Source organism: Nonomuraea diastatica (assembly GCF_004349015.1).
In the GTDB taxonomy this organism is placed as follows: domain Bacteria; phylum Actinomycetota; class Actinomycetes; order Streptosporangiales; family Streptosporangiaceae; genus Nonomuraea; species Nonomuraea diastatica.
This window is the reverse complement of the sequence record NZ_SMKP01000062.1, coordinates 24053-44820: the sequence shown is the minus strand read 5'-3', so window position 1 is coordinate 44820 and position 20768 is coordinate 24053. Positions and strand designations below refer to the sequence as shown.

19 protein-coding genes and 1 tRNA gene are annotated in these 20768 nt (G+C 69.6%); 10 read left to right on the top strand and 10 right to left on the bottom strand.

Features of this window, described 5'->3' with window-relative positions; translation table 11 throughout:
- Positions 1-3 precede the first annotated feature (3 nt).
- Genes E1294_RS22225 through E1294_RS22215 form a run of 3 tightly spaced genes read right to left on the bottom strand, consistent with a single transcriptional unit; the run spans position 4 to position 4092 of the window.
- A complete protein-coding gene (locus E1294_RS22225) occupies positions 4-1092 on the bottom strand; it encodes an ABC transporter permease (RefSeq protein WP_132511062.1) in 1089 nt (362 codons plus the stop codon).
- A gap of 9 nt (positions 1093-1101) precedes the next feature.
- On the bottom strand, positions 1102-2091 hold the full coding sequence (locus E1294_RS22220) for an ABC transporter permease (protein WP_132511060.1): 990 nt from the start codon (positions 2089-2091) through the stop codon (positions 1102-1104).
- Between the two features lie 3 nt (positions 2092-2094).
- The gene (locus E1294_RS22215) at positions 2095-4092 is read right to left on the bottom strand and encodes an ABC transporter substrate-binding protein (protein ID WP_132511058.1); all 1998 of its coding nucleotides are present in this window, start codon (positions 4090-4092) and stop codon (positions 2095-2097) included.
- A gap of 269 nt (positions 4093-4361) precedes the next feature.
- On the opposite strand from E1294_RS22215, the gene E1294_RS22210 reads away from it, so the two are divergent.
- From E1294_RS22210 to E1294_RS22190, 5 genes are all read left to right on the top strand, one after another.
- Positions 4362-6197, top strand: a complete 1836-nt coding sequence (locus tag E1294_RS22210) for a DUF2264 domain-containing protein (protein ID WP_132511056.1) — start codon at positions 4362-4364, stop codon at positions 6195-6197.
- Positions 6181-7230: a LacI family DNA-binding transcriptional regulator gene (locus E1294_RS22205; RefSeq protein ID WP_220447870.1), complete on the top strand. Its 1050-nt coding sequence runs from the start codon at positions 6181-6183 to the stop codon at positions 7228-7230. The genes E1294_RS22210 and E1294_RS22205 overlap by 17 nt, the downstream gene beginning before the upstream one ends.
- Complete coding sequence (locus E1294_RS22200) at positions 7227-8219, top strand: hydroxyacid dehydrogenase (RefSeq protein ID WP_220447869.1); 993 nt, start codon at positions 7227-7229, stop codon at positions 8217-8219. Before E1294_RS22205 ends, E1294_RS22200 begins: the two co-directional genes overlap by 4 nt.
- Before the next feature lie 48 nt (positions 8220-8267).
- A complete protein-coding gene (locus tag E1294_RS22195; protein WP_132511052.1) occupies positions 8268-8732 on the top strand; it encodes a hypothetical protein in 465 nt (154 codons plus the stop codon).
- 163 nt (positions 8733-8895) lie between these two features.
- Entirely contained in the window at positions 8896-9417 is a 522-nt protein-coding gene (locus tag E1294_RS22190; RefSeq protein ID WP_132511050.1) for a phospholipase, read from the top strand.
- A 300-nt stretch (positions 9418-9717) separates the two neighbouring features.
- On the opposite strand, the gene E1294_RS22185 is transcribed toward E1294_RS22190, so the two are convergent.
- Positions 9718-10638 (bottom strand): TetR/AcrR family transcriptional regulator C-terminal domain-containing protein, encoded by a 921-nt coding sequence (locus E1294_RS22185; RefSeq protein ID WP_165977417.1) that lies wholly within the window; start codon positions 10636-10638, stop codon positions 9718-9720.
- Between the two features lie 134 nt (positions 10639-10772).
- On the opposite strand from E1294_RS22185, the gene E1294_RS22180 reads away from it, so the two are divergent.
- Entirely contained in the window at positions 10773-12194 is a 1422-nt protein-coding gene (locus E1294_RS22180; protein ID WP_246083192.1) for an amidohydrolase family protein, read from the top strand.
- 181 nt (positions 12195-12375) lie between these two features.
- On the opposite strand, the gene E1294_RS22175 is transcribed toward E1294_RS22180, so the two are convergent.
- Positions 12376-12753: a hypothetical protein gene (locus E1294_RS22175; protein WP_132511045.1), complete on the bottom strand. Its 378-nt coding sequence runs from the start codon at positions 12751-12753 to the stop codon at positions 12376-12378.
- Positions 12754-12781: 28 nt separating this feature from the next.
- On the opposite strand from E1294_RS22175, the gene E1294_RS22170 reads away from it, so the two are divergent.
- Entirely contained in the window at positions 12782-13216 is a 435-nt protein-coding gene (locus tag E1294_RS22170; protein WP_132511043.1) for a hypothetical protein, read from the top strand.
- Between the two features lie 154 nt (positions 13217-13370).
- Here the strand turns inward: E1294_RS22170 and E1294_RS22165 are convergent.
- Positions 13371-13444: transfer RNA gene (locus tag E1294_RS22165), tRNA-Lys, on the bottom strand.
- Positions 13445-13544: 100 nt separating this feature from the next.
- On the opposite strand from E1294_RS22165, the gene E1294_RS22160 reads away from it, so the two are divergent.
- Both E1294_RS22160 and E1294_RS22155 read left to right on the top strand, forming a co-directional pair.
- The gene (locus E1294_RS22160; protein ID WP_132511041.1) at positions 13545-14384 is read left to right on the top strand and encodes an AAA family ATPase; all 840 of its coding nucleotides are present in this window, start codon (positions 13545-13547) and stop codon (positions 14382-14384) included.
- On the top strand, positions 14377-15756 hold the full coding sequence (locus E1294_RS22155; protein ID WP_132511039.1) for a vWA domain-containing protein: 1380 nt from the start codon (positions 14377-14379) through the stop codon (positions 15754-15756). Before E1294_RS22160 ends, E1294_RS22155 begins: the two co-directional genes overlap by 8 nt.
- A 3-nt stretch (positions 15757-15759) precedes the next feature.
- Here E1294_RS22155 and E1294_RS22150 read toward each other — a convergent pair whose 3' ends face one another.
- Positions 15760-16506: a nuclease-related domain-containing protein gene (locus tag E1294_RS22150; RefSeq protein ID WP_246083191.1), complete on the bottom strand. Its 747-nt coding sequence runs from the start codon at positions 16504-16506 to the stop codon at positions 15760-15762.
- A 174-nt stretch (positions 16507-16680) separates the two neighbouring features.
- Here E1294_RS22150 and E1294_RS22145 point away from each other — a divergent pair, with 174 nt between their 5' ends.
- Entirely contained in the window at positions 16681-17301 is a 621-nt protein-coding gene (locus E1294_RS22145; protein WP_132511035.1) for a TetR/AcrR family transcriptional regulator, read from the top strand.
- Here E1294_RS22145 and E1294_RS22140 read toward each other — a convergent pair.
- Genes E1294_RS22140 through E1294_RS22130 form a run of 3 tightly spaced genes read right to left on the bottom strand, consistent with a single transcriptional unit; the run spans position 17272 to position 20677 of the window.
- The gene (locus E1294_RS22140) at positions 17272-18318 is read right to left on the bottom strand and encodes an acyl-CoA dehydrogenase family protein (RefSeq protein ID WP_132511033.1); all 1047 of its coding nucleotides are present in this window, start codon (positions 18316-18318) and stop codon (positions 17272-17274) included. The genes E1294_RS22145 and E1294_RS22140 overlap by 30 nt on opposite strands.
- Positions 18315-19478: an acyl-CoA dehydrogenase family protein gene (locus tag E1294_RS22135; protein WP_132511031.1), complete on the bottom strand. Its 1164-nt coding sequence runs from the start codon at positions 19476-19478 to the stop codon at positions 18315-18317. Before E1294_RS22135 ends, E1294_RS22140 begins: the two co-directional genes overlap by 4 nt.
- Complete coding sequence (locus E1294_RS22130; RefSeq protein ID WP_132511029.1) at positions 19475-20677, bottom strand: acyl-CoA dehydrogenase family protein; 1203 nt, start codon at positions 20675-20677, stop codon at positions 19475-19477. The genes E1294_RS22135 and E1294_RS22130 overlap by 4 nt, the downstream gene beginning before the upstream one ends.
- Positions 20678-20768: the final 91 nt, after the last annotated feature.

Here is a 20768-nt window from a genome sequence, read left to right as displayed (position 1 = left end):
CTCCTAGTGCTTGTACGGGTCGGCCGCGTCACGCAGCCCGTCGCCGAAGAAGTTCATGGCCAGCACGGTGATCACCACCGCGATGCCGGGGATCAGCATCCACGGCGCCGTCGAGACGGCCCTGATGTTCTGGGCCTCCTGCAGCAGCACGCCCCAGCTGATCATCGGGGTCTGCAGGCCGAGCCCGATGAACGACAGCGCGGTCTCGGCGAGGATCACCGCCGGGATCGACAACGACAGGCTGGCGATGATGTGGCTGGTGAAGGAGGGCAACATGTGCCGGAACATGATCCGGAGCCGCCCGGCGCCGTCCGCGGTGGCGGCCATGACGTACTCCTCGCCGCGCACCGCGAAGAACTTGCCGCGCACCTCGCGCGCCAACCCGGTCCAGCCGACCAGCGAGATGACGACGGTGAGCGCGAAGTACCGTTCGAGCTGGCTCCATGACGCGGGCACCGCCGCGAACAACGCCATCCACAGCGGGATCGTCGGGATCGACATGATGACCTCGATGACCCGCTGGATCAGCGTGTCCGTCCGCCCGCCGAAATATCCGGACACGCCGCCGAGCACGATGCCCAGCACCAGCGAGAGCAGCACGCCGACCAGCCCGATCGACATCGAGACCGTGGTCCCCCTGATGATCCTCGACAGCAGGTCGCGGCCCACCGAGTCGGCGCCCAGCAGGTACATGGGCGGTCCGCCGGGGTTCTCCGGCCCGAACAGGTGCCGGTCCCACGGGATGAACCCGAGCAGCTCGTACGGCTCCCCCTTGACGAAGAACCCGACCGGCACCTTCTTGCTCTCGTCAGCCGCGAACGACAGGGCCAGCGTCTCCGGGTCCTGCTTGAACGTGTACGGGTGGACGTACAGCCCGGTGTCGAGGTCGAACTGCAGCGCCTGCGGCGGGGCGTAGGTGTAGTCGGAGTTGGTCTTCTGACCCGAGCCAGGGGCCAGGAACGGCGCGAAGACCGCCACCAGGTAGATGGCCAGGGTGACGAACCCGCAGACCAGCGCGACCCGGTGACGTTTGAAGCCCCACCAGACGAGCTTCCACTGCGAGGCGACGTCGACGTCCTGTTCTTTTCGCAAAGTCGTCTCCTAATACCTCAGCCGGACCCGCGGATCCAGCCAGCCCAGCGCGATGTCGGAGACCAACGTGCCGATCACCACGAGCACCGCGCTGATCAGCAGGATCGCCCCGGCGAGGTACATGTCCTGGGCGAGCAGCGCGCGCAGCATCAAGGGCCCGGTCGTCTGGAGGTTCAGCACCTTGGAGGTGATGGCGTCGGCCGCGATCAGCCCGGGCAGGATCCAGCCGATCGTGGAGAAGAACGGGTTCATCGCCACCCGGACCGGATAGGTGATCGTCATCGTGCGTTCGGGCATGCCCCGCGCCCTCGCCGCCACCACGTACGGTTTGCGCAGCTCGTCCAGCAGGTTGGCGCGCAGCACCCGGATGTTGCCCGCGGTGCCGGCCGTGCCCCAGATGACGATCGGGATCCACAGGTGGGCCAGCAGGTCGCCGACCTTGGCCGGGCTCCATGGCGCGTCGCGGTACTCCGGCGACAGGATGCCGCCCGCGTTCAGGCCGAAGAACTGCAGGCCGATCCACATCAGCAGGAGGGCGATCAGGAAGTTGGGCACGGCGAGCCCGAGGTAGCCGAGGAAGGTGAAGCCGTAGTCGCCCACCGAGTACTGCCGGATCGCGGAGTAGACGCCGATGGGGAACGACACCACCCAGATGAAGATCAGGGTGCTCACGGACAGCGCGATCGTCAGCGGCAGGCGCTCGGAGAGCAGCGCGGACACCGGCCGGGCGTAGTCGAAGGACTCGCCGAAGTCGCCGTGGAAGAGGATGCTGGAGATCCACTGCCAGTACTGCACGATCACCGGCTCGTCCAGGGCGTAGCGCTCGGTCAGGCGGGCCAGCTCGCCCGTGGGCATGGAGTCGCCCTGGGCGGCCCGCTGCGCGGTCAGCGTGGTCAGGTAGTCGCCCGGGGGCAGCTGGATCACCACGAAGGTGATGACGGAGATCGCGGCAAGGGTCGGGATGAGGATGAGGATCCGCCTGCCGATGTAGCGGAGCATGGATCAGGCTCCGAAGTACCAGGTGGGCAGGTTGGTCGGGCCGGGTGCGAGGTGCAGGAACGCGTCCGGGTAGCTCTCCGGCACGTTGTGCAGCTTGTTGCTCACGACCGCGTAGCCGTCGGTGGGCAGGACGAGACCGATGGTGTAGAACTGCTCCTTCGCGATCGCGAGGATCTGCCGGAACATCTCCTTACGCTTGGCCTGATCCGGTTCGGCCTGCATCTGCCCGTACAGCTCCATCTGGCGAAGCGTCTCCGCGGGCGGCTTCTGCGCGTGCTCGTCCTTGCCGTCCGTCTGGTAGAAGACACCCCAGGGGGTGGCGTAGTTGGACTCCTCGCCGTTGGGGAACCACCAGCGCGCTTCCTGGATCTCCACGCGGTAGCCGCCGTCGCCGGCCCAGACGTTCGCGTCGTGCTCGTTGTTCTTGGCCAGCTTGCGGTCGTAGAACAGGGTCCGCTCGATCGGGTTCACCTTCATCTCGACGCCGACCGCCGCCCAGTTCTGGCGGACCAGTTCGGCGGCGTTGGCCCACTCGGGGAACAGCGTGATCAGGTCGAGGGAGAAGCGCAGCCGCTCGCCGCCGGGCAACAGGCGGAAACCGTCGCCGTCCTTCTCGGTCAGGCCGGCCTTGTCGAGGTGCTGGTTGGCCAGGTTCACGTCGTACTGCGTGTACTGCTTGGCCATCTGCTCGTCGAAGAACTCCGAGTTGCGGTGCGGCGCGGCCTGCCATGGCTCGCCCTGGCGTTGGTAGGCGGTGTCGATAATGTTCTGGCGGTCGATGGCGTGGGACAGGCCGATGCGGAAGTCCTTGTTCCTGAAGACCTCCCGCAGCTCCTTGTCCTTGTGGCACAGGTTCAGCGAGATGATCAGCCGGTTCATCGAGGTGGTCTCGACCTTGACGAAGCGGTAGCCGCCCTTCTGGCGGCCCTCGGCGAGCACCGGCTTGTTCACGTCGGAGTTGATGTGCCTGGCGTGGAAGTCGAGCTTGCCGTCCACGGCCTGGAGCAGCATCACCTCCGCCTCCTGGATGATCGCGAACTCCATCTTGTCGATGTACGGGAGCTGGGCGCCGCCGGAGTCGACCTTCCAGTAGTACGGGTTGCGTTCGGCCACCACCCGGTCGCCGGTGTTGAGCGGGTCGGTGATCAACCACGCGTGCAGGGTGGGACGTTCAGGGTTGTTCCACCACTTGATCCGGTCCTCCCAGTACGGGGTGAACTCCCCGAACCCTCTCTTCTTGATGTCCTTCTCGAGGTTCTTGTTGTACGTCGGGTGGAAGTCCTTCAGGTAGTGCTTGGGGAAGAAGCCGAAGTTGACCGACCACCAGATGGCGCCGCGGCATTCGTCGATGAAGTCGCCCTTGGGGTCGGGGAACGTGATCTTCACGGTGAGGTCGTCGACCTTCTCGGCCTTGGCGCGCCCGCCCTCCGTCCGGAGCAGCGACGGCACCCCGGCAGGGGTGACCTTCTCGTTGAAGTAGACGTCCTCGATCGCGAACATCACGTCGTCCGCGGTGAACAGCTCGCCGTCGGACCAGCGCATGCCCTTGCGCATGTGCAGCGTGTACTCGGTGCCCTCGGCGTTGGCGGTGATCTCCTTGAACGTGCCCGGCATGGTGGTCTTCATCGTGGGATCGACGCGCACCATCGGCTCGTAGGCGATCAGGCGCTCCAGCCACGGGTCGTCGCCCTCGCCGAGGCAGGCGCCGCGGTAGGTGCCGCCGTAGTTGCCGAGCCCTTCCGGCCCGTCCACGACCAGGCGGTCGGCCACTGCGGGGAGCCGCTCGGCCAGCGGCGGCAGCTTTCCTGACTTGATCCGCTCGGCGAGCATCGGCGACTCCAGCGGGCGGTTGGCCGGGGGTGCGCTCTTCGACGCGGGGGCGTCGCCCCGCGGCTCGCCACTGGAACACGCCGTCAACGACGTGGTGATGAGGAGGGCGCCGCCGCCGAGCCTCATCAGGTCGCGGCGGCTGAGCCAGTGGGGGGCGATCCGATCGGTCATGTCGAGCCTCCAAAGGACTGAGGGGTGGATGGCGTAGTAACCGGTTACTCGACAAGTTGCGCTGAACGTTAAGAGTCGGGCACACGGCCGTCAAGCCCCTCCTTTGCGGTACGATCCCGTGGAATGCCGAGCTCAGCTGGGGTTTCACCGCAATGGCCACCGAGTTGTTAGCATCTCGTTATGTCATGATTTGTTGACTCTTGACGGCTCCAGCGGTGGATGCTTATCTTCAGCCCGGCAATGAAGTAACCCGTTACTAGGGAGTCGTCATGCGCGCTGACCGTCCTCGCGAGCACTGGGTGAATGTCGCCGACGGGCTGCTGGACGCGGTGACGCCGTATGCCGCTCCCGGCTTCGCGCAGTTCCGTCTGCCGGGCCGTGCGAGCTGGGCGGGCCCCGCGTCCGACGGTCTCGAGGGGTTCGCGCGCACCTTCGTGCTCGCTTCCTTCCGCCTCGCGGGCGATCCGGCCAACGCGCCCGCGGCCCTGCTCGAGCGGTACGCCGAGGGGCTCGCGCACGGCACCGACCCCGGCCACGAGTTCGCCTGGCCGCCCATCGCCGACGGGCATCAGACGATCGTCGAGGCGGCCTCGATCGCGATCGCGCTGCACGAGACCCGGCCGCTGCTGTTCGACCGGCTCGACCCTGGAGTCCAGGAGCGGGTGGTGTCCTGGCTGGGCGGGATCGTGGGCAAGCGCGCCTGGGCGTGCAACTGGGTGCTGTTCAAGGTGATCGTGGAGCAGTTCCTCGCGGGGGTCGGGGGGCCGTACGACAAGGACGAGATCGAGCGGCACCTCGCGGACGTCGAGCGCTGGTACGTCGGTGACGGCTGGTACACCGACGGGGCCGGACAGAACTACGACTACTACTGCGGCTGGGCGATGCACCTCTACACGCTGTGGTGGACCAGGATGTCGGGCGCCGACGCCACGGTCTACCGGGAGCGGCTCCGCACCTTCCTCGGCGGCTACCGGCACCTGTTCGCCCCCGACGGCGCCCCCATGCATCAGGGGCGTTCGCTCACCTACCGGATGGCGAGCCTGGCGCCGCTCTGGCTCGGCACACTCTTCGACGCGTCGCCGATCGAACCGGGAACCACGCGCCTGATGGCGGGCCGCACGCTCGACCACTTCGCGGCCCGCGGCGCGCCCGACGAGCGCGGCCTGCTCAGCCTCGGCTGGCATCGCCCCTATTTGCCGATGACCCAGGGATACTCCGGGCCCGCGTCACCGTACTGGGCCTCCAAGGGGTTCCTGGGGCTGCTGCTCGGCCCCGACCACCCGGTGTGGACGGCGCAGGCCGGAGAGCCCGACGACGGCGACCTCAGCCTGGCCATGCCCGCGCCCGGCTGGCTGCTGCACCGCACAGGCGGGGTCACCCGGCTGGTCAACCACGGCAGCGACGGCAACGACCCCGACACCTCCAGGGACGACCCCCACTACGCCAAGCTCGGCTACTCCACCCACACAGCGCCGGAGACCGGCCCCGGCGGCCGGGCCGAGAACATCGACAACCACATCACCGTGATCCTCCCCGACGGGCGGCCCACCCGGCGCCGCCGCATCGAGCGCGTCGGGATCGCCGAAAGCTTCGCCGCCTCCCGCTACGTCGACGGCGAGACCGTCGTGGAGACCGCCTCCGTGCTCGACGGCCCGTGGGAGGTGCGCGTGCACCGCGTCACCGCCCCGACGGGCAGCGTGGTCCGCGACGGCGGGCACGCCGTCGCCTCCGGCGAACCGTGCGCGGTCACGCTGGCCGGGCTCACCGCCTCGGCGAAGGCCGGGAGCGACCTGGTCAGCGAGATCGTCGGGCTGCACGGCTGGCGCACCGCCCAGGCCGCTCTCCGCCAGGACGAGAACGCGATCGGCGCCCACTCGGCCACGCCCTACCTCGTCGGCGCCCACCCGGAAGGCCGGACCGCCGTCTTCGTCTCGGCGGTCCGGCTGGGCCGTGACTTCTCGGCGACGCCCCCGCAAATTCAGGTGCAGGGTGATCAGGTCTCGTGGCATGATTCCGCTGGATCTCGGGTCGAGGTCCAGCTCGGCCGCGAGCCCGCCTACAGCCGGCTCGGATCCGTGGGGGAGCGCGTTGTCTGGACCGGCTAGACGCGTCACCATCCGCGACGTCGCCAAGCACGCCGGGGTCTCGGTGGCGACCGTCTCGCGCGCTCTGGCCGGCGACTATCCGGTGCAACCGAGCACCAGGCGCAAAGTGCTCCGCGCGGTGCGCGAGCTCGACTACGTGCCGAACGCCCAGGCCAGGGCGCTGTCCGTGGCCTCGCCCGGTGCCGTGGCCATCGTCGTCAACTCGGTGAACACGGCGTACTACGCCTACATCGCCCAGGGCGTGGAGAAACAGGCCGCCGCCGAGGGACGCCTGTCGCTCATCTGCACCACCGGCGGCGACCCCGAACGCGAGCTGGCGTTCGTCCAGACGATGCGCGAGCAGCGGGCCGAGGCGGTGATCCTGGTGGGCAGCGTGATCCTGGACGACGACTACCTGCAGCGCATGACCCGCTATGCCCACGCGCTGGCAGCCTCCGGCTCACGCCTGGTGTTGTGCAGCCGGCCACCGCTCGGCGAGGGCGTGCCGGCGCTCACCGTGGGCTTCGACAACACCGGCGGGGCACACGCGATCACCGCCCACCTGCTGTCCGCCGGTCACCGGCGCATCCTCTACCTGGGGCTTCGTCCCGGCCACACCACGTCGGACACCCGGGTGGCGGGTTACCGCGCGGCCTTCGCCGATCTCGGGATCGAGCATGACCCGGCGCTTGAGACGCGGTGCGACTTCGACCGGCGGAGCGGTTACACGGCGATGAAGCAGCGGCTCGCCGACGGGCCCGGCGACTTCACCGCGGTCTTCGCCGCCACCGACGTGATCGCCGCCGGCGCCGTGCAGGCGATACGCGAGCACGGGCTGCGCATTCCCGACGACATCTCCATCGTCGGCTACGACGACGTGCCCCCCGCCGAGGACATCGGGCTGACCACCGTCCACCTGCCGCACACCGAGCTGGGCCGGGCCGCCGTACGCCTCGCCCTGTCCAGCAAGGACCCGCTGACCGAGCCGCCGATCACGCTCGGCACCCACATCGTGGTCAGGAGCTCGGTGAAGCGGCTGGGGAGCGGGCGGTGAGAGCCGCCTTCGCGATGCAGCACAACCTGTTCGACGAGATCTTCCCCACCGACCTGCGGCGGCGGCTGGCCGGTCTGGTCGAGCTCCCCGACGTCGTGCTCCGAGACCTTCGGGAAACTCTCTCCGACGTGGACGTGCTGATCACCGGGTGGGGCTGCCCCCGGATCGACGCGGCGGTGCTGGACCGCGCCCCGCGGCTGCGGGCGATCGCGCATGCCGCGGGCAGCGTCAAAGGGCACCTCGCCCCCGAGGTGTTCGAGCGGGGGATCGTCGTGTCGTCGGCTGCCGCGGCCAACGCGGTCCCGGTGGCCGACTACACGATGTCGATGCTGGTCCTGGCCGCCAAGTCGGTACCGCGCCGGGCGCGCGCTTACGCGACAGGCCACTGGCCGGACGGTCTCCGCCCCGGACTGCCCCACCCCGGCGAGCGTGCCGGGCTCCGCGACGCCACCGTCGGCGTCGTCGGCGCCTCACGCGTCGGGCGGCTGGTGATCGAGCGGCTCAGGCCGTACGGTGGGACGCTGCTGCTCAACGACCCCCACCTCGACGCTCACCAGGCCCGCGAGCTCGGCTGCGAGCTGGTCGAGCTCGATGAGCTGTGCCGCCGCGCCGGCCTGGTCACTCTGCACGCGCCCGCCCTTCCCGAGACGTACCGGCTGCTGGACAAGCGCCGTCTCAGCCTGCTGCCGGACGGCGCCACGCTGATCAACACCGCCCGTGGCACGCTCGTGGACACGGACGCGCTCACCGCCGAGTGCGTGTCCGGCAGGCTCAACGCGGTTCTCGACGTCACCGACCCCGAGCCCCTGCCGCCCGCCCACGCCCTGCTGGCCGCGCCAGGCGTCTGGGTGACCCCGCACGTCAGCGGCGCCCGCGGCAGCGAGCTCCGCCTGCTCGGGGAGTACGCGGTCGGCGAGGTCGAACGGTTCGTCGCCGGCCGGCCGCTGCACGGGCAGGTGCGTCTCGACGATCTGACCCGGGTCGCGTGAACGTCGAAGCCGGGCGCAAGCCGCTCTCCATGACGTAGAACTGGTCCTATGGCAGACACGGCATCGCCCTCGGGAAGGGGCCTTCTCGCGGCCGCCGCGGGCTGCGCGCTGGCCGTTCCGGTAACCGTCTGGTGGCTGGTGGGTGATCTGAGCGCGAGCGTGCCGCCCGGCACCGCCCTCGACCACGTGATCAGCCCGCCCGCCATCGGCCCCTGGGCCGAGCGCGCCATCGGCGCCGGAGCGCTGCTCGTGACGGGCGTGACGTCGGTGCTGCTGGTGCGGGCGTCGCGGCGCCGCCGGTTCGACCGCCGGTGGTGGGCGGCGCTGATCCCGGTGCTGGTCGCGGGAGCCATCGCGGGAGCCGGCTGGCGGGTGGTGACCGCAGGCACGGTCGGGGCCAACATCGGCGCCGGGCTGACGCTCATGCTGGGCGGCGCGCTGGTGGCCCTGCTCCTGCTGTGGGCCGCCGGCTGGTCGGCACGCCTGCTGCTGGCCCGCCGCACCACCCGCTGACTCCACGGCTGACAGAGAATCGGCCCGGTGTAAAGATCAAGGGTGCGCGAAGCCTGGCCGGAAAATTAGGCAAGATCTGCTTCGGCTTTTCCCGGAATTGCGCGTCATCGTAAGGACATCAGGCGAACCCTGCCACATCCCCGGGCATTTGGAGCAGGTTTTCATGGTCAAAAGATCAAGCACCGTCATCGCCCCTGCCGTCCTCCTTCTGTTCACCTTATTCGGATTCGCGCTGCCTGCGCACGCGGTGACTCTGGAGCAGAAACTCGCCGCTCTCTCCTCGTTCACCCAGCCCACCACCGCGAGCGCCGGCACATGGCGCAACGCGTGGGAGAACCAGTCGGCCTGGGCCGACTACGCCTTCGACTGGTCGACCGACCTCTGCTCGAGCAGCCCCGACCAGCCGCTCGGCTTCGATTTCCGCATGTCGTGCAGACGGCACGACTTCGGCTACCGCAATTACAAGGACGTCAACCAATTCCCGGCCAACAAGCCACGCATAGACGACGCTTTCTACTTCGACATGCGCCGGGTGTGCGCCGGCTACTCGGGAGTGTCGAAGGCCACCTGCGACGGGCTCGCCTGGACCTATTACCAGGCGGTCAAGGAGTTCGGCGACCTGCGGGTCAGCGACGCGCAGATCCGCGAGGTCAAGCGGCAGGCCGAGCGCTCCGCCCAGCAGTAACGTACCGAGCCCCGAGCGGGGACACGGCCGCGTCCGGCTTGTCGTCCAGGCTCTTCGGCGCGCGGTCGCCGATTGAGGGTGAACGTCCCGAAGAAGAACTCCAGGCCATGAACGTGGCCTGGAGTTCTTCACACGTGTTCACCGGTGCCAATGGCCGAAGAGCAACCACCCCACCGGCACATCGCCACCACCCCACGACTCGGGTCGCCGCGCCGCCGGAACTGGTCGGAATGGCACGAGCGACCGCGCCGCCGGAGCCGCACGGGATGAACCCCGGGCCGGCTCACTGCTGGAGCCCGGTCATTTCTGCTCGGCGAGCCCCGCCAGCCCGTCGAGGTAGCGCATGAGCGAATGCTCGAACACGACCTCCAGGTCTTCGGCGAGCACGGTCTGCTCCACGGACGCGAGATGGGGAAAGCTCCCCGACCGGAACTTCATCCTGGCCTCACTCTCCATGGCCGCCCACCAGTCGGTCGTGCGCATGCGCGTCTCGCGCTCCGCCCGCACCTCATCCGCCGCTGTCAAGGCGAGCCCGCGCACCAGCGCGGGGAGCGCGAGGGCCGCGCGCTTGCGCTCGTCCGGCGACAGGCCGAGCTGGGCGAGCGCCGCGAAGGTCCGCTCGCTGTGCATCATGGCCTCAGGGACGAACGGCGGTCGCGTCAGCGACAGCAGCCCGGCCAGCCACGGGTGACGGCGGTAGAGCCGCCACTGCAGCCGGTAGATCTCCTCCAGTTGCGCGCGCCACCCCTCGGGAAGGACGGCGGCCAGCGGCTGCGCCCGGAACACCGCGTTGATCATCAGGAGTTCGAGCTCGTCACGACCGGCGACATGGTGATAGAGGGACATGGCCGACACTCCCAGCCTCCCCGCGAGACCACGCATGGAGACCGCTTCGATCCCCTCGCGATCGGCGACCGCGATGGCCACCGCGATGATCTTCGCCCTGGTCAGGTCGCGGGGCGACAGCCGTGGCGCGGCGGGCGCGCGGGTCTCCTGGACCCGGACCACACTGCCCGAGCCGGGCCGCGTGACGATCAGGCCCTCCTCCCTCAACAGGGTCAGGGCGCGGCTCGCGGTCGCCATGGCGACGCCGAAATCGCGCACGATCTGCCGGGTGGAAGGCACCCGATCACCAGGCCGCAGGACGCCGTCGGCGATCCTGCGGCGCAGCTCCAGAACGACGCGCTGCGCCGGTCGTTGATCATCCCGCACTGCTGCCACGGCCAAACTGTACTAGTTAGGACGAGAACGCGGGCAACCCGGCGAGCCGCCGGTCAGTGCCCAGCCAGCAGTACGGTTGAAGAAGTGCACCAGGTGATCGAGCCTGCGAATGCGCCGATCCATACGGTGTACACATGACTGTCACCGACGTACCCATGGCACTCACCCATGTCACCGTGATCGACGTCACCGGCGGCCCGTCCCTGCCGGACCAGACCGTCCTGCTGGCCGGTGGCACCATCGTGGCGGTGGGGCCCACGCCCCAGGTCGTGATCCCGCCGGGGACCGAAGTTCGTGATCTCACCGGGCGTTATGTGCTGCCGGGGCTGACCGACATGCACGTGCACAGCGAGGGCGGCGACGACGAACGGCAGTTTCCCGCCCTCTACATCGCCAACGGCGTGACCACGGTACGCGAGATGTGGGGGCAGCCGCACCTGCACGAATGGCGGCGGCGGACGGCGGCGGGCCAGATGCTCGGACCTCGTTCGATCATCGCCAGCCCGATCGTGGACGGCTCCCCCGCCCTGTGGGAAGAACTGTTCGAAGACGCGCCGATCACCTCCGTCACCACCGAGCAGGAGGCCCGGCGCGCCGTCGGCGAGGCCAAGGACGGCGGAGCGGACTTCGTCAAGGCGTACTCCCGGCTGGACAGGGAGCCCTACTTCGCGCTGCTGAACGAGGCGGCTAAACAGGACATCCCGGTGGTCGGCCACCGGTCCGACCTGATCCCGCTCAACGAGCAGGTCGGCGCGGGCCAGCGGTCCTTCGAGCACGTCCACGGCCTGTGGCCCGCCACCGCCGACGACGTGGAGCGGATGGAGGCCGCGATGGCCCGCATCTCCCCCGAGCCCGGTTACCACTACGCGAACTGGTTCAAGCAGGTCAACGAAGTGGAATGGGAGTCGGTCAACCGCTACAGCCGGGCATCCGCCACGGCGCTGTTCGAGCGGTTCGTCGCCGAGGACGTCGCCTACTGCCCGACACTCATCATGCACGCCGCGATCGACCTGGCCGAGGGAATCCGACTGGACGACCAGCGGCTCGCCTACATGGCCCCCGGCACCGACGACATGTGGGCGTTCATCCGGGACCAGATCTTCCACGGCGGCGGGCGTACTTCGGACGAGGTGGCCAAGCGGCGCAGGCTGTTCGACCATCGGCGGGCGGCGGTCGCGGCCATGGACGAGGCGGGCGTGCGCGTCCTGGCCGGCACGGACGCGGTCACCCCGGGCCTGTTCCCAGGCTTCGCGTTGCACGACGAACTCGACCTGCTGGTCATCTCCGGACTGAGCACGATGCGCGCCCTGCAGGCCGCGACGCTCGAACCCGCCAGGTTCCTCGGGCGCGAGCGGATCTCGGGGACGGTCGAGCCGGGCAGGCTGGCCGACCTGCTGATCCTGGACGCCGACCCGCTGGCCGACATCACCAACACCCGGCGGATCCACGCGGTCGTGGCCGCCGGACGGTACATCGGGCCGGACGAGCGCTGCCGTCTCCTTGAGACCGCGGCCGCCGCCGCGGCGGCGATGACGCCGCCGGTGGAGGGCGAGTGACAAGCCGCGCCACACCACCGGGCGGCCCGGGGAGCGGCCTTCGTCGTGACCGGGCACCGGAAGGGGACGCGGAGACGTGCGCGGCCGTTCGCGTGCTCGCCGCCGCTTTCGCCGCCGACGCCGTCATCCGCTGGCTCACCCCGGAGGTCTCCACCCGGATGTTCGCCTTCGTGGTTGCCGCTCACGACCGCTCGGCACCCGAAACCGCGACCACCTTTACCTCCAGTTCCTCGGCGTCCACCCCGCCCGCCAAGGGCATGGCACCCGTTCCGTGCTCGCCCGCGGTCTGGCACGCGCCCGCCGATGGCGTCGTGGCGGTGCGGGCAGGCGCAGCACTCGATCGGAGCGGTTGCGCCCCCACCAGTTCGACCGGCACGTCGCGCAGGACGGAGGCCAGGCCTGATGCTCTACGGGCCCAAACCGAGAAATCCCAGCGCAACGCCTGAGCTGGGATTTCTCTTTCGTGTGCGCCGGCCGCCGCCTGGGGCAGCGCGGCCGGCCGGATCGAAAGCAGAAGTACATCGAGAGATCGTACGGTGCGGATCACGACGTCGTTCACACGCAGACGAGCTCACGAGGAGGGCGAAATGCTCCAGAAGATGAAAATCGCGACGCTTGTCGCCGCCGCAAGCCTGACCACAGCGGGTCTCCCCGTCGCCAGTGCGTCCGCCGCCCACGCAGCGAAGGCCGACTGCTTCGTCTCCGACCCGGACGGCTGGAACGGGCGAAACCTCACCATCAACACCACAGGAGGTAAGGCAACCTTCCATGAGCGCGACGAGATTCTCCTGGTGGTCGACAGTGCCGACAACGGGGTGCGCGCAGGGGTGCGACTGTCCATCTGCTGGGACGGTTCATGGCGGCCGGAAAGATATTACGACTCCGGGCCCGACGAGGGCTACACCGACTCCGAGCGGTACGACCTGAATTTCAAAGACGGCCGCCGCGTCAGGATGAAGCTGTGCAAAGTCAAGAAAGACCACTACTACGACTGTGGTGGGTGGGCATACACAGTGGCCTGACACCGCGCTCTCTGACGCCCTGGGCGATGAGACGATCACCATGCGCGGATGCCGGAGCCTCCGAGGTCATGACGCGGCTGACGCGCCGCCTCGCACAAGACGACCGAGAACCGAAAAACCCCGGGCCGCGTAAGTGACCTGGGGTTTTTTCGGGTGCGCCGCCAGGGACTCGAACCCCGGACCCGCTGATTAAGAGTCAGCTGCTCTGACCAACTGAGCTAGCGGCGCTGGCAGAGAGGAATATACCGGTGATCCGCATCCTGGTCGAATCGGTATCAGCCGGGCCCGAGCCGCTAGAATAAAGTTCGGCCTTGAGACAGGAGCATCGATGTTCGACTCGCCCGCCGACGTGACGGAGCGGCTCGCCGCTGTGGACTACCTCTCCGACGACGCCATCTCCACGTCGGTGTTCCTGGCCGCGGCGCTGGGCAAACCGCTGCTGGTCGAAGGGCCTGCCGGGGTGGGCAAGACGCAGCTGGCCAAGGCGGTGGCGCAGGCCACCGGCGCCAGGCTGATCAGGCTCCAGTGCTACGAAGGGCTTGACGAGGCCAGGGCGCTCTACGAGTGGAACTACAAGAAGCAGCTGCTCAGGATCCAGGCGACCAGCGCCGACGACGACATCTTCACCGAGGAGTTCCTGCTGGAGCGGCCCCTGCTCAGGGCGATCAGGTCCGCGGAGCCCACCGTGCTGCTCATCGACGAGACCGACAAGGCGGACGTCGAGGTCGAGGGGCTGCTGCTGGAGCTGCTGTCCGACTTCCAGGTGACGATCCCCGAGCTGGGCACCATCGCCGCGACGCGGCGGCCGTACGTGGTGCTGACCTCCAACGCGACCCGCGAACTGTCGGAGGCGCTCAAGCGGCGCTGCCTCTACCTGCACATCGAATACCCCACCCCCGAGCGGGAGCGGGACATCGTGCTCGCCCAGGTCCCCGGCCTGCGGGCCGGCCTCGCCGAGCAACTGACCCGTACGGTCGCCACGCTCAGGGCCCTTGAGCTGAAGAAGGCGCCGTCGGTGGCCGAGACCGTCGACTGGGCCAACACGCTGCTGGCCCTCGGGCGGGCGGAGCTGGACGAGGCCACGGTCGCCGGCACGCTGGGCGTGGTGCTCAAGCACGTCTCCGACCAGACCAGGGCGATCAAGGAGCTGGGGTTGCCGGATGCCTGACCGCGAGTCGCTGGTCGACCGGCACGTGGGCTTCGTGCACGCGCTGCGCGAGGCCGGGGTGCCGGTCTCGGTGGCGGAGGGGCTGGACGCGGCCAACGCCCTGCGGGCTATCGAGCTGGGCGACCGCGAGTCGCTGCGCGCCGCGTACGCGGCCACGCTGGTCAAGAAGCCCGCCTACCGGCCGGGGTTCGACGTGCTGTTCGACCTGTGGTTCCCGGCGTCGACGACCGGGCTGCGGGCCGCGCGGGCCGGCGGCGCGGCGGACCCGGACCCGGACACGGCCACGGTCCCCGAGCTCCGCGAGCACCTGGCGGGCCTGCTGACCGGCGGCGCCGACCCGGAGCTGCGCGCGTTCGCCCAGGCCATGGTCGGGCGGTTCGGCCGCCAGGAGTCCGGTCCCGGGCGGCAGAACTGGTTCTCCTACAGCGTCATGCGCGCCCTGTCCCCCGAGACGCTGATGGCCGGCATCCTCCGCGCCGAACTGCAGGACGGCGAGCGCGGCGGCCTGGCCGAGAAGACCCTGCGGCAGCGGGTCGGCGCCGGCCTGCTGCGCTTCGAGGAGGCGGTGGCCACCGACGTGCGCCGCCGGATCGCCGAGGATTCCGGCATCGAGCGCATCGCCCGCTCCACCGTACGCCCGCCGCTCGACCAGATCGACTTCCTGCGCATCACGAGGGCCGACCTGGCCAGGCTGCGCAGGGAGGTGCATCCGCTGGCCCGGAGCCTGGCCGCGCGCCTGACGATCAAACGCAGGAAGGGCAGGCGCGGCCGGCTCGACTTCCGCAGGACGATGCGGGCCTCGCTGCAGAGCGGCGGCGTGCCGCTGGCCATCCACGTCAAGCCGCCGCGCCCGCACAGGCCCGAGCTGGTCATCCTCTGCGACACCAGCGACTCGGTCTCGTCGTTCGCGCACTTCACGCTGCTGCTCACGTACGCGCTCAGGGAGCAGTTCGCCAAGGTGCGGGCGTTCGGCTTCGTGGACACGGTGGACGAGATCACCCGCTTCTTCGCCCCCGGCGCCGACGTCGTCCAGGCCATGGCCAAGCTGGCGGACGAGGCCGACATGGTGCGCTTCGGCCGTACCAACTACGGGCACGCGCTGGAGCGCTTCGCCGAGCGGTACGGCGACGCGATCGGCCCGAAGACCTCGCTGCTGATCCTCGGCGACGCCCGCTCCAACTACCAGCCGCCGGCCCTGGACGTGCTGACGTCCCTCGTGTCCCGCTCGCGTCACGCCTACTGGCTCAACCCGGAGCCGCGGCGGCAGTGGGACACGGGCGACTCCCTCGCGAGCGACTACGGACACGTCGTGCCGATGCACGAGTGCCGCAACGTCGCCCAGCTCACCGCGTTCGTCGAGACGCTGGCGTGACCTTCAGATGCGCTGGAGCTCCCTGGCCGCCGTGCGGGTGAGCACCTCGATCTGCTCGTCGGTGAGCACGCCGCCCTCGGCCGAACTGATCAGCTTGCCGGCCAGGCGGGGTTTGAGCAGCGTGAGGCCTTCCGCGTGCACGATGCCGCCCTTGGGCAGCAGCCCGCAGTGGACGGCGAGCAGGGGCGTGATGGTCACCGCGATGCCCGTCTCGCGGTTGAGCAGCTCGGCGAACGCCTCGGCGGCCTCCACCAGCGACTTGGCCGTCTTGGAGCCGTATTTCTCGCCGAAGAAGAGCCGCCCCACGTAGCAGGCGATCTCGGTGTCGGGACTCCACGACTCGTTGTCGACGACCCAGACGCCTCCCGGGCCGATCACCAGGTGGTCGATGGAGGCCTTCCCGCGGATGGCACGACCGTCGAGGACGTTGTAGCCCCGGCGGCGGAGCGACCTGCGCAGGTGCCTGCTGGTGATCGCCTCGCCGCGCCGTGCTCCGCGCCAGACCGCGGTGGCGTGGAAGGAGCGCCAGTGGAGAAACCAGTCTCCCCCGGCCACGAGGCCGGCGAGGAGCAGGCCGAACAGCGGTGAGAAGGCGGTGAGGTCGAACCTGAGCGCCAGCGCGACGCCGAGCACGAACCCCACCCCGGCCTTGATGTACCGGGACCTGCGCCGGTTCTGGGCGTCCTCGCGCCAGAACTTCTCGTACCACCATTGCGGGGATGAGCCTGTGTACTTTTCGTCCTGCTTCACGTAGATAGAGCCACCTGGCACGGCAAACTCCCCGAATGAGTAGGTGTCTTGCAGGATCTGCCACGCCGAAGATCCCTCGCCGGTCAAGAGATACCCGCTCCCAACCAAGGCGAGCCTAAGGTGACGGAATTAGTACCTGCAAGACCACCCAATGAGCTCAACCGACCAGTCGGTATGCTATGGCGGGTGACCAAGGGGGACCACGTGAGAGAAGAATCGGTCAGGCAGCGGATCCTCGCCGAGGCGACCAGGCTGTTCGCCGATCGAGGCTTCGAGGGCACCTCCGTGCAGGAGATCGTGGTGGCGGCCGGCGTCACCAAAGGTGCGATGTACCACTATTTCGACTCCAAGGACGACCTGCTGCACGAGATCTACGGCCGGGTGCTCCGCATGCAGACGGACCGGCTGGCGCAGATCGCCGACGGCCCCGGCACGCTGAAGCAGCGCCTGCACCGGGCCGCGGCCGACGTCGTCGAGACCACGACGGCCAACCTCGACGATTCCAAGATCTTCTTCCGGTCGATGCACCTGCTCGCCCCCGAGACGCGCAAGACCGTACGCGCCGAGCGCCGCCGTTACCACGAGCGGTTCCGCGACCTCGTCGCGGAGGGGCAGCGCACGGGCGTCTTCAGCGACCGGGTCCCCGCCGAGTTGGTCGTCGACTACTTCTTCGGCTCCGTGCACCACCTGGGCACCTGGTTCCACGCGAACGGCCCGCTGACCGGCGCCCAGGTCGGCAAGCACTTCGCCGACCTGCTGCTCACCTCACTCGGGGCCGGGGACGTCGACCAGTGAGGCCAGCGCCTCCCGGTGGTCGCCTGGCGTCCCGAGCGCGATCTCGCTCGCCTTGGCGCGCTTGAGGAACAGGTGGACGGGGTGCTCCCAGGTCATCCCGATCCCGCCGTGCAACTGCACGGCCTCCTCCGCCGCGTGCACCGCCACGCCGGAGTTCCACGACTGGGCCACGGCCACGGCGACGGCCGAGGGGTCGGCGGCGGCGCTCCTCGCGGCGGCCCTGGCCCTGACCACGTCCAGCCACAGGTCCGCCAGCCGGTGCTTGATCGCCTGGAACGAGCCGACCGGCCGGGCGAACTGGTGGCGCTCCTTGACGTAGGCGAGCGTCGTGTCCAGGCACCACTCGGCCACGCCGAGCTGCTCCGACGCCAGCAGCCCCGCCCCGAACCGCAGCACCCCGGCCAGGTCACACGCCCCCACCCGGCGGGCGCTCACCCGGTCGAACGTCACGGTGGCGACCGGCCTCGTCAGATCGAGCGAGGGCACGACCTCGGCCACGGCTCCCTCCACCGCGTACAGGTCGCCGTCCACGGGCGCCAGCAACACGTCCGCCACGTCGGCCCCAGCCACGCCGGTGACGCTGCCGGACACCCGGCCCGCGCCGTCCACGCTCAGCGACGCTCCCCGCTCCGGCCGGTAGGGGGACGCGGCGAACGACACCGCCAGCGCGGCCGTCCGCCTGCCCTCGGCCAGCTCGCCGAGCAGGGCGTCACGGGCCGGAAGCAGCGCCCGCGTGGCCAGCACCGCACTGGTGAGGAACGGCACCGGCGCCACTCCCCTGCCCAGCTCCTCCAGCACGACGGCCGCCTCGCTTCCCGACGCGCCCGCGCCTCCCAGCTCCTCGGGGATGAGCAGCCCGGCCACCCCGATCTCCCCCGCCAGCGTCTTCCACAGGTCCAGGTCGTAGGGCTCGGACTCGACGCGCTTGAGCACCGTGGCGGGCGGGCACCGGTCGGCGAGCAACCCCCGTACGGCGGCCCGCAGTTCCTCTTCGACTTCCGAGTACAGAAGCGTCATCGCGGCAGGTCCTTCCAGGGCACGTCCTTGTCGATGCGGGGTTCGGAGGGCAGGCCGAGCACCCGTTCGGAGATGATGTTGCGCAGGATCTCGGAGGTGCCGCCCTCGATCGAGTTGCCCTTGGCCCGCAGATAGCGGTAGCCGGGGCCGCGGCCGTAGAAGTCGACGTTCTCCGAACGCCGGAACGTCCAGTCGTCGTAGCCGAGATCGCGCAGGAACTCGACGTCGAACCCGGTCAGCGCCTGGTTGAGCTTGGCGAACGACAACTTCATGCCCGAGCCCTCAGGCCCGGGCTCCCCCGCGGCGAGCTGCTCGCGCAGCCGCGCTCCCGACAGCCGGGTCACCTCGGCCTCCACCCAGAGCGACAACAACCGCTGGTGCAGGTCGTGGCTGCGCAGCTCGGGGTGCTCGCGCCAGGCGTCGAGCACGGAGGCCACCATGCCGCCGCCGCGCCGCGTGGGCGCGCCGCCGATGGCGACGCGCTCGTTCATCAGCGTGGTCTGCGCGACCCGCCAGCCGTCGCCGACCGCGCCGAGCCGCAGCTCGTCGGGGAGCCGCACGCCGGTCAGGAACACCTCGTTGAACTCGGCCTCGCCGGTGATCTGCCGCAGCGGCCGCACCTCGACGCCCGGCGCGTGCATGTCGCAGACGAAGTACGTCATGCCGCGGTGCTTCGGCACGTCAGGGTCGGTACGGGTGACGAGGATGGCCCACCGGGAGTGGTGGGCGCCGGACGTCCACACCTTCTGACCGTCGATCACCCACTCGTCGCCGTCCCTGACCGCCCGGGTCGCCAGCGTGGCCAGGTCGGACCCGGCGCCGGGCTCGCTGAAGAGCTGGCACCAGATCTCCTCCCCCGTCCACAACGGGCGCAGGAAGCGCCGCTTCTGCTCCTCCGTACCGAACGTCAGGATCGTCGGCGCTGCCATCCCCAGGCCGATGCCCTGGATGCCGCCGTTGATCTGCGGGGTGTGCGCCAGCGCCCGTTCCACGACCTGCTGCAGCTCCCGAGGCGCACCCAGCCCGCCGTGCCCTTCGGGGAACCACACCCAGGCCAGCCCGGCGTCGTACCTGGCCCGCAGGAACTCCAGCCGGTCGCCGCTCGGGTCATGCTCGCCGAGGAACGCGGCCACGCGCTCCTCGATCTCCGCCTCGTTCACATCCACCTCTTCAGCTCGCGATAGGCCAGTGACCTCTTGTGCACCTCGTCGGGGCCGTCCGCCAGGCGCAGCGAGCGCGCGCCCGCCCAGAGCGCGGCCAGCGGGAAGTCCTGGGAGACGCCGCCCGCGCCGTGCACCTGGACGGCCTTGTCCAGAATCCACTCCACGGTGATCGGGGTGGAGATCTTGATGGCCTGGATCTCGGTGTGGGCCCCCTGGTTGCCCACCGTGTCCATGAGCCAGGCCGTCTTGAGCACGAGCAGGCGCAGCTGCTCGATCCTGATGCGCGACTCGGCGATCCAGTCCTGAACGACGCCCTGCTGGGCGACGGGCTTGCCGAACGTGCTCCTGGCCAGCGCCCGTTTGCACATCAGCTCGACAGCGCGCTCGGCCATGCCGATCAGGCGCATGCAGTGGTGGATGCGGCCGGGGCCGAGCCGGGCCTGGGCGATGGCGAAGCCGCCGCCCTCCTCACCGATCAGGTTCTCGGCCGGGACGCGGACGTCCTCGAACACGATCTCGGCGTGGCCGCCGTGGTCGGCGTCGGTGTAGCCGAACACGTGCATGCCCCGCTTGATGTGCACCCCGGGGGTGTCACGGGGCACGAGGATCATGCTCTGCCGGCGGTGTTTGGGCGCGTCGGGGTTCGTCTTGCCCATGACGACGAAGATCTTGCAGGTGGGGTTCATCGCCCCCGAGATGAACCACTTGCGGCCGTTGATGACGTACTCGTCGCCGTCGCGGACGATCGAGGTGGCGATGTTCGTGGCGTCGGAGGAGGCCACGTCGGGCTCCGTCATCGCGAACGCCGAGCGGATCTCGCCGTCGAGCAGCGGCCGCAGCCACTCCTTGCGCTGCCACTCGCTGCCGAACATGGACAACACTTCCATGTTGCCGGTGTCGGGCGCGGCGCAGTTGGTGGCCGTCGGGGCGAGCGTGGGACTCCGGCCCATGATCTCCGCCAGGGGAGCGTACTGGAGGTTCGTCAGCCCGGCGCCGTGCTCGCCGGGCAGGAACAGATTCCACAGGCCGCGCTTCCTGGCCTCGTCCTTGAGATCGGCCATCAGCGGCGGCGTGCTCCAGCCGCTGGTCGCCGCCTGCTCCTCGAAAGCGGGCTCGGCGGGATAGACACATTCGTCCATGAAGCGCAGCAGTCGCTCGCGCAGGTCCTCGGTGACGGTGTCGTAAGCGAAGTCCATGCCGCGAGCCTACCGACCGGCCGGTATGAGTGTCGACAGTGGTTCCCCGTAAAAGGGCACAGGTGGCCATCACCGCGACCGCCTGACCGTC

What these genes read in the sequence shown, in the direction of transcription:
- E1294_RS22145 (WP_132511035.1), top strand. Translation starts at nt 16,681, where the DNA reads ATGCTATGGCGGGTGACCAAGGGGGACCACGTGAGAGAAGAATCGGTC.
- E1294_RS22210 (WP_132511056.1), top strand. Translation starts at nt 4,362, where the DNA reads ATGCGCGCTGACCGTCCTCGCGAGCACTGGGTGAATGTCGCCGACGGG.
- E1294_RS22190 (WP_132511050.1), top strand. Translation starts at nt 8,896, where the DNA reads ATGGTCAAAAGATCAAGCACCGTCATCGCCCCTGCCGTCCTCCTTCTG.
- E1294_RS22170 (WP_132511043.1), top strand. Translation starts at nt 12,782, where the DNA reads ATGCTCCAGAAGATGAAAATCGCGACGCTTGTCGCCGCCGCAAGCCTG.
- E1294_RS22140 (WP_132511033.1), bottom strand. Translation starts at nt 18,318, where the DNA reads ATGACGCTTCTGTACTCGGAAGTCGAAGAGGAACTGCGGGCCGCCGTA.
- E1294_RS22195 (WP_132511052.1), top strand. Translation starts at nt 8,268, where the DNA reads ATGGCAGACACGGCATCGCCCTCGGGAAGGGGCCTTCTCGCGGCCGCC.
- E1294_RS22220 (WP_132511060.1), bottom strand. Translation starts at nt 2,091, where the DNA reads ATGCTCCGCTACATCGGCAGGCGGATCCTCATCCTCATCCCGACCCTT.
- E1294_RS22160 (WP_132511041.1), top strand. Translation starts at nt 13,545, where the DNA reads ATGTTCGACTCGCCCGCCGACGTGACGGAGCGGCTCGCCGCTGTGGAC.
- E1294_RS22155 (WP_132511039.1), top strand. Translation starts at nt 14,377, where the DNA reads ATGCCTGACCGCGAGTCGCTGGTCGACCGGCACGTGGGCTTCGTGCAC.
- E1294_RS22180 (WP_246083192.1), top strand. Translation starts at nt 10,773, where the DNA reads ATGACTGTCACCGACGTACCCATGGCACTCACCCATGTCACCGTGATC.
- E1294_RS22215 (WP_132511058.1), bottom strand. Translation starts at nt 4,092, where the DNA reads ATGACCGATCGGATCGCCCCCCACTGGCTCAGCCGCCGCGACCTGATG.
- E1294_RS22130 (WP_132511029.1), bottom strand. Translation starts at nt 20,677, where the DNA reads ATGGACTTCGCTTACGACACCGTCACCGAGGACCTGCGCGAGCGACTG.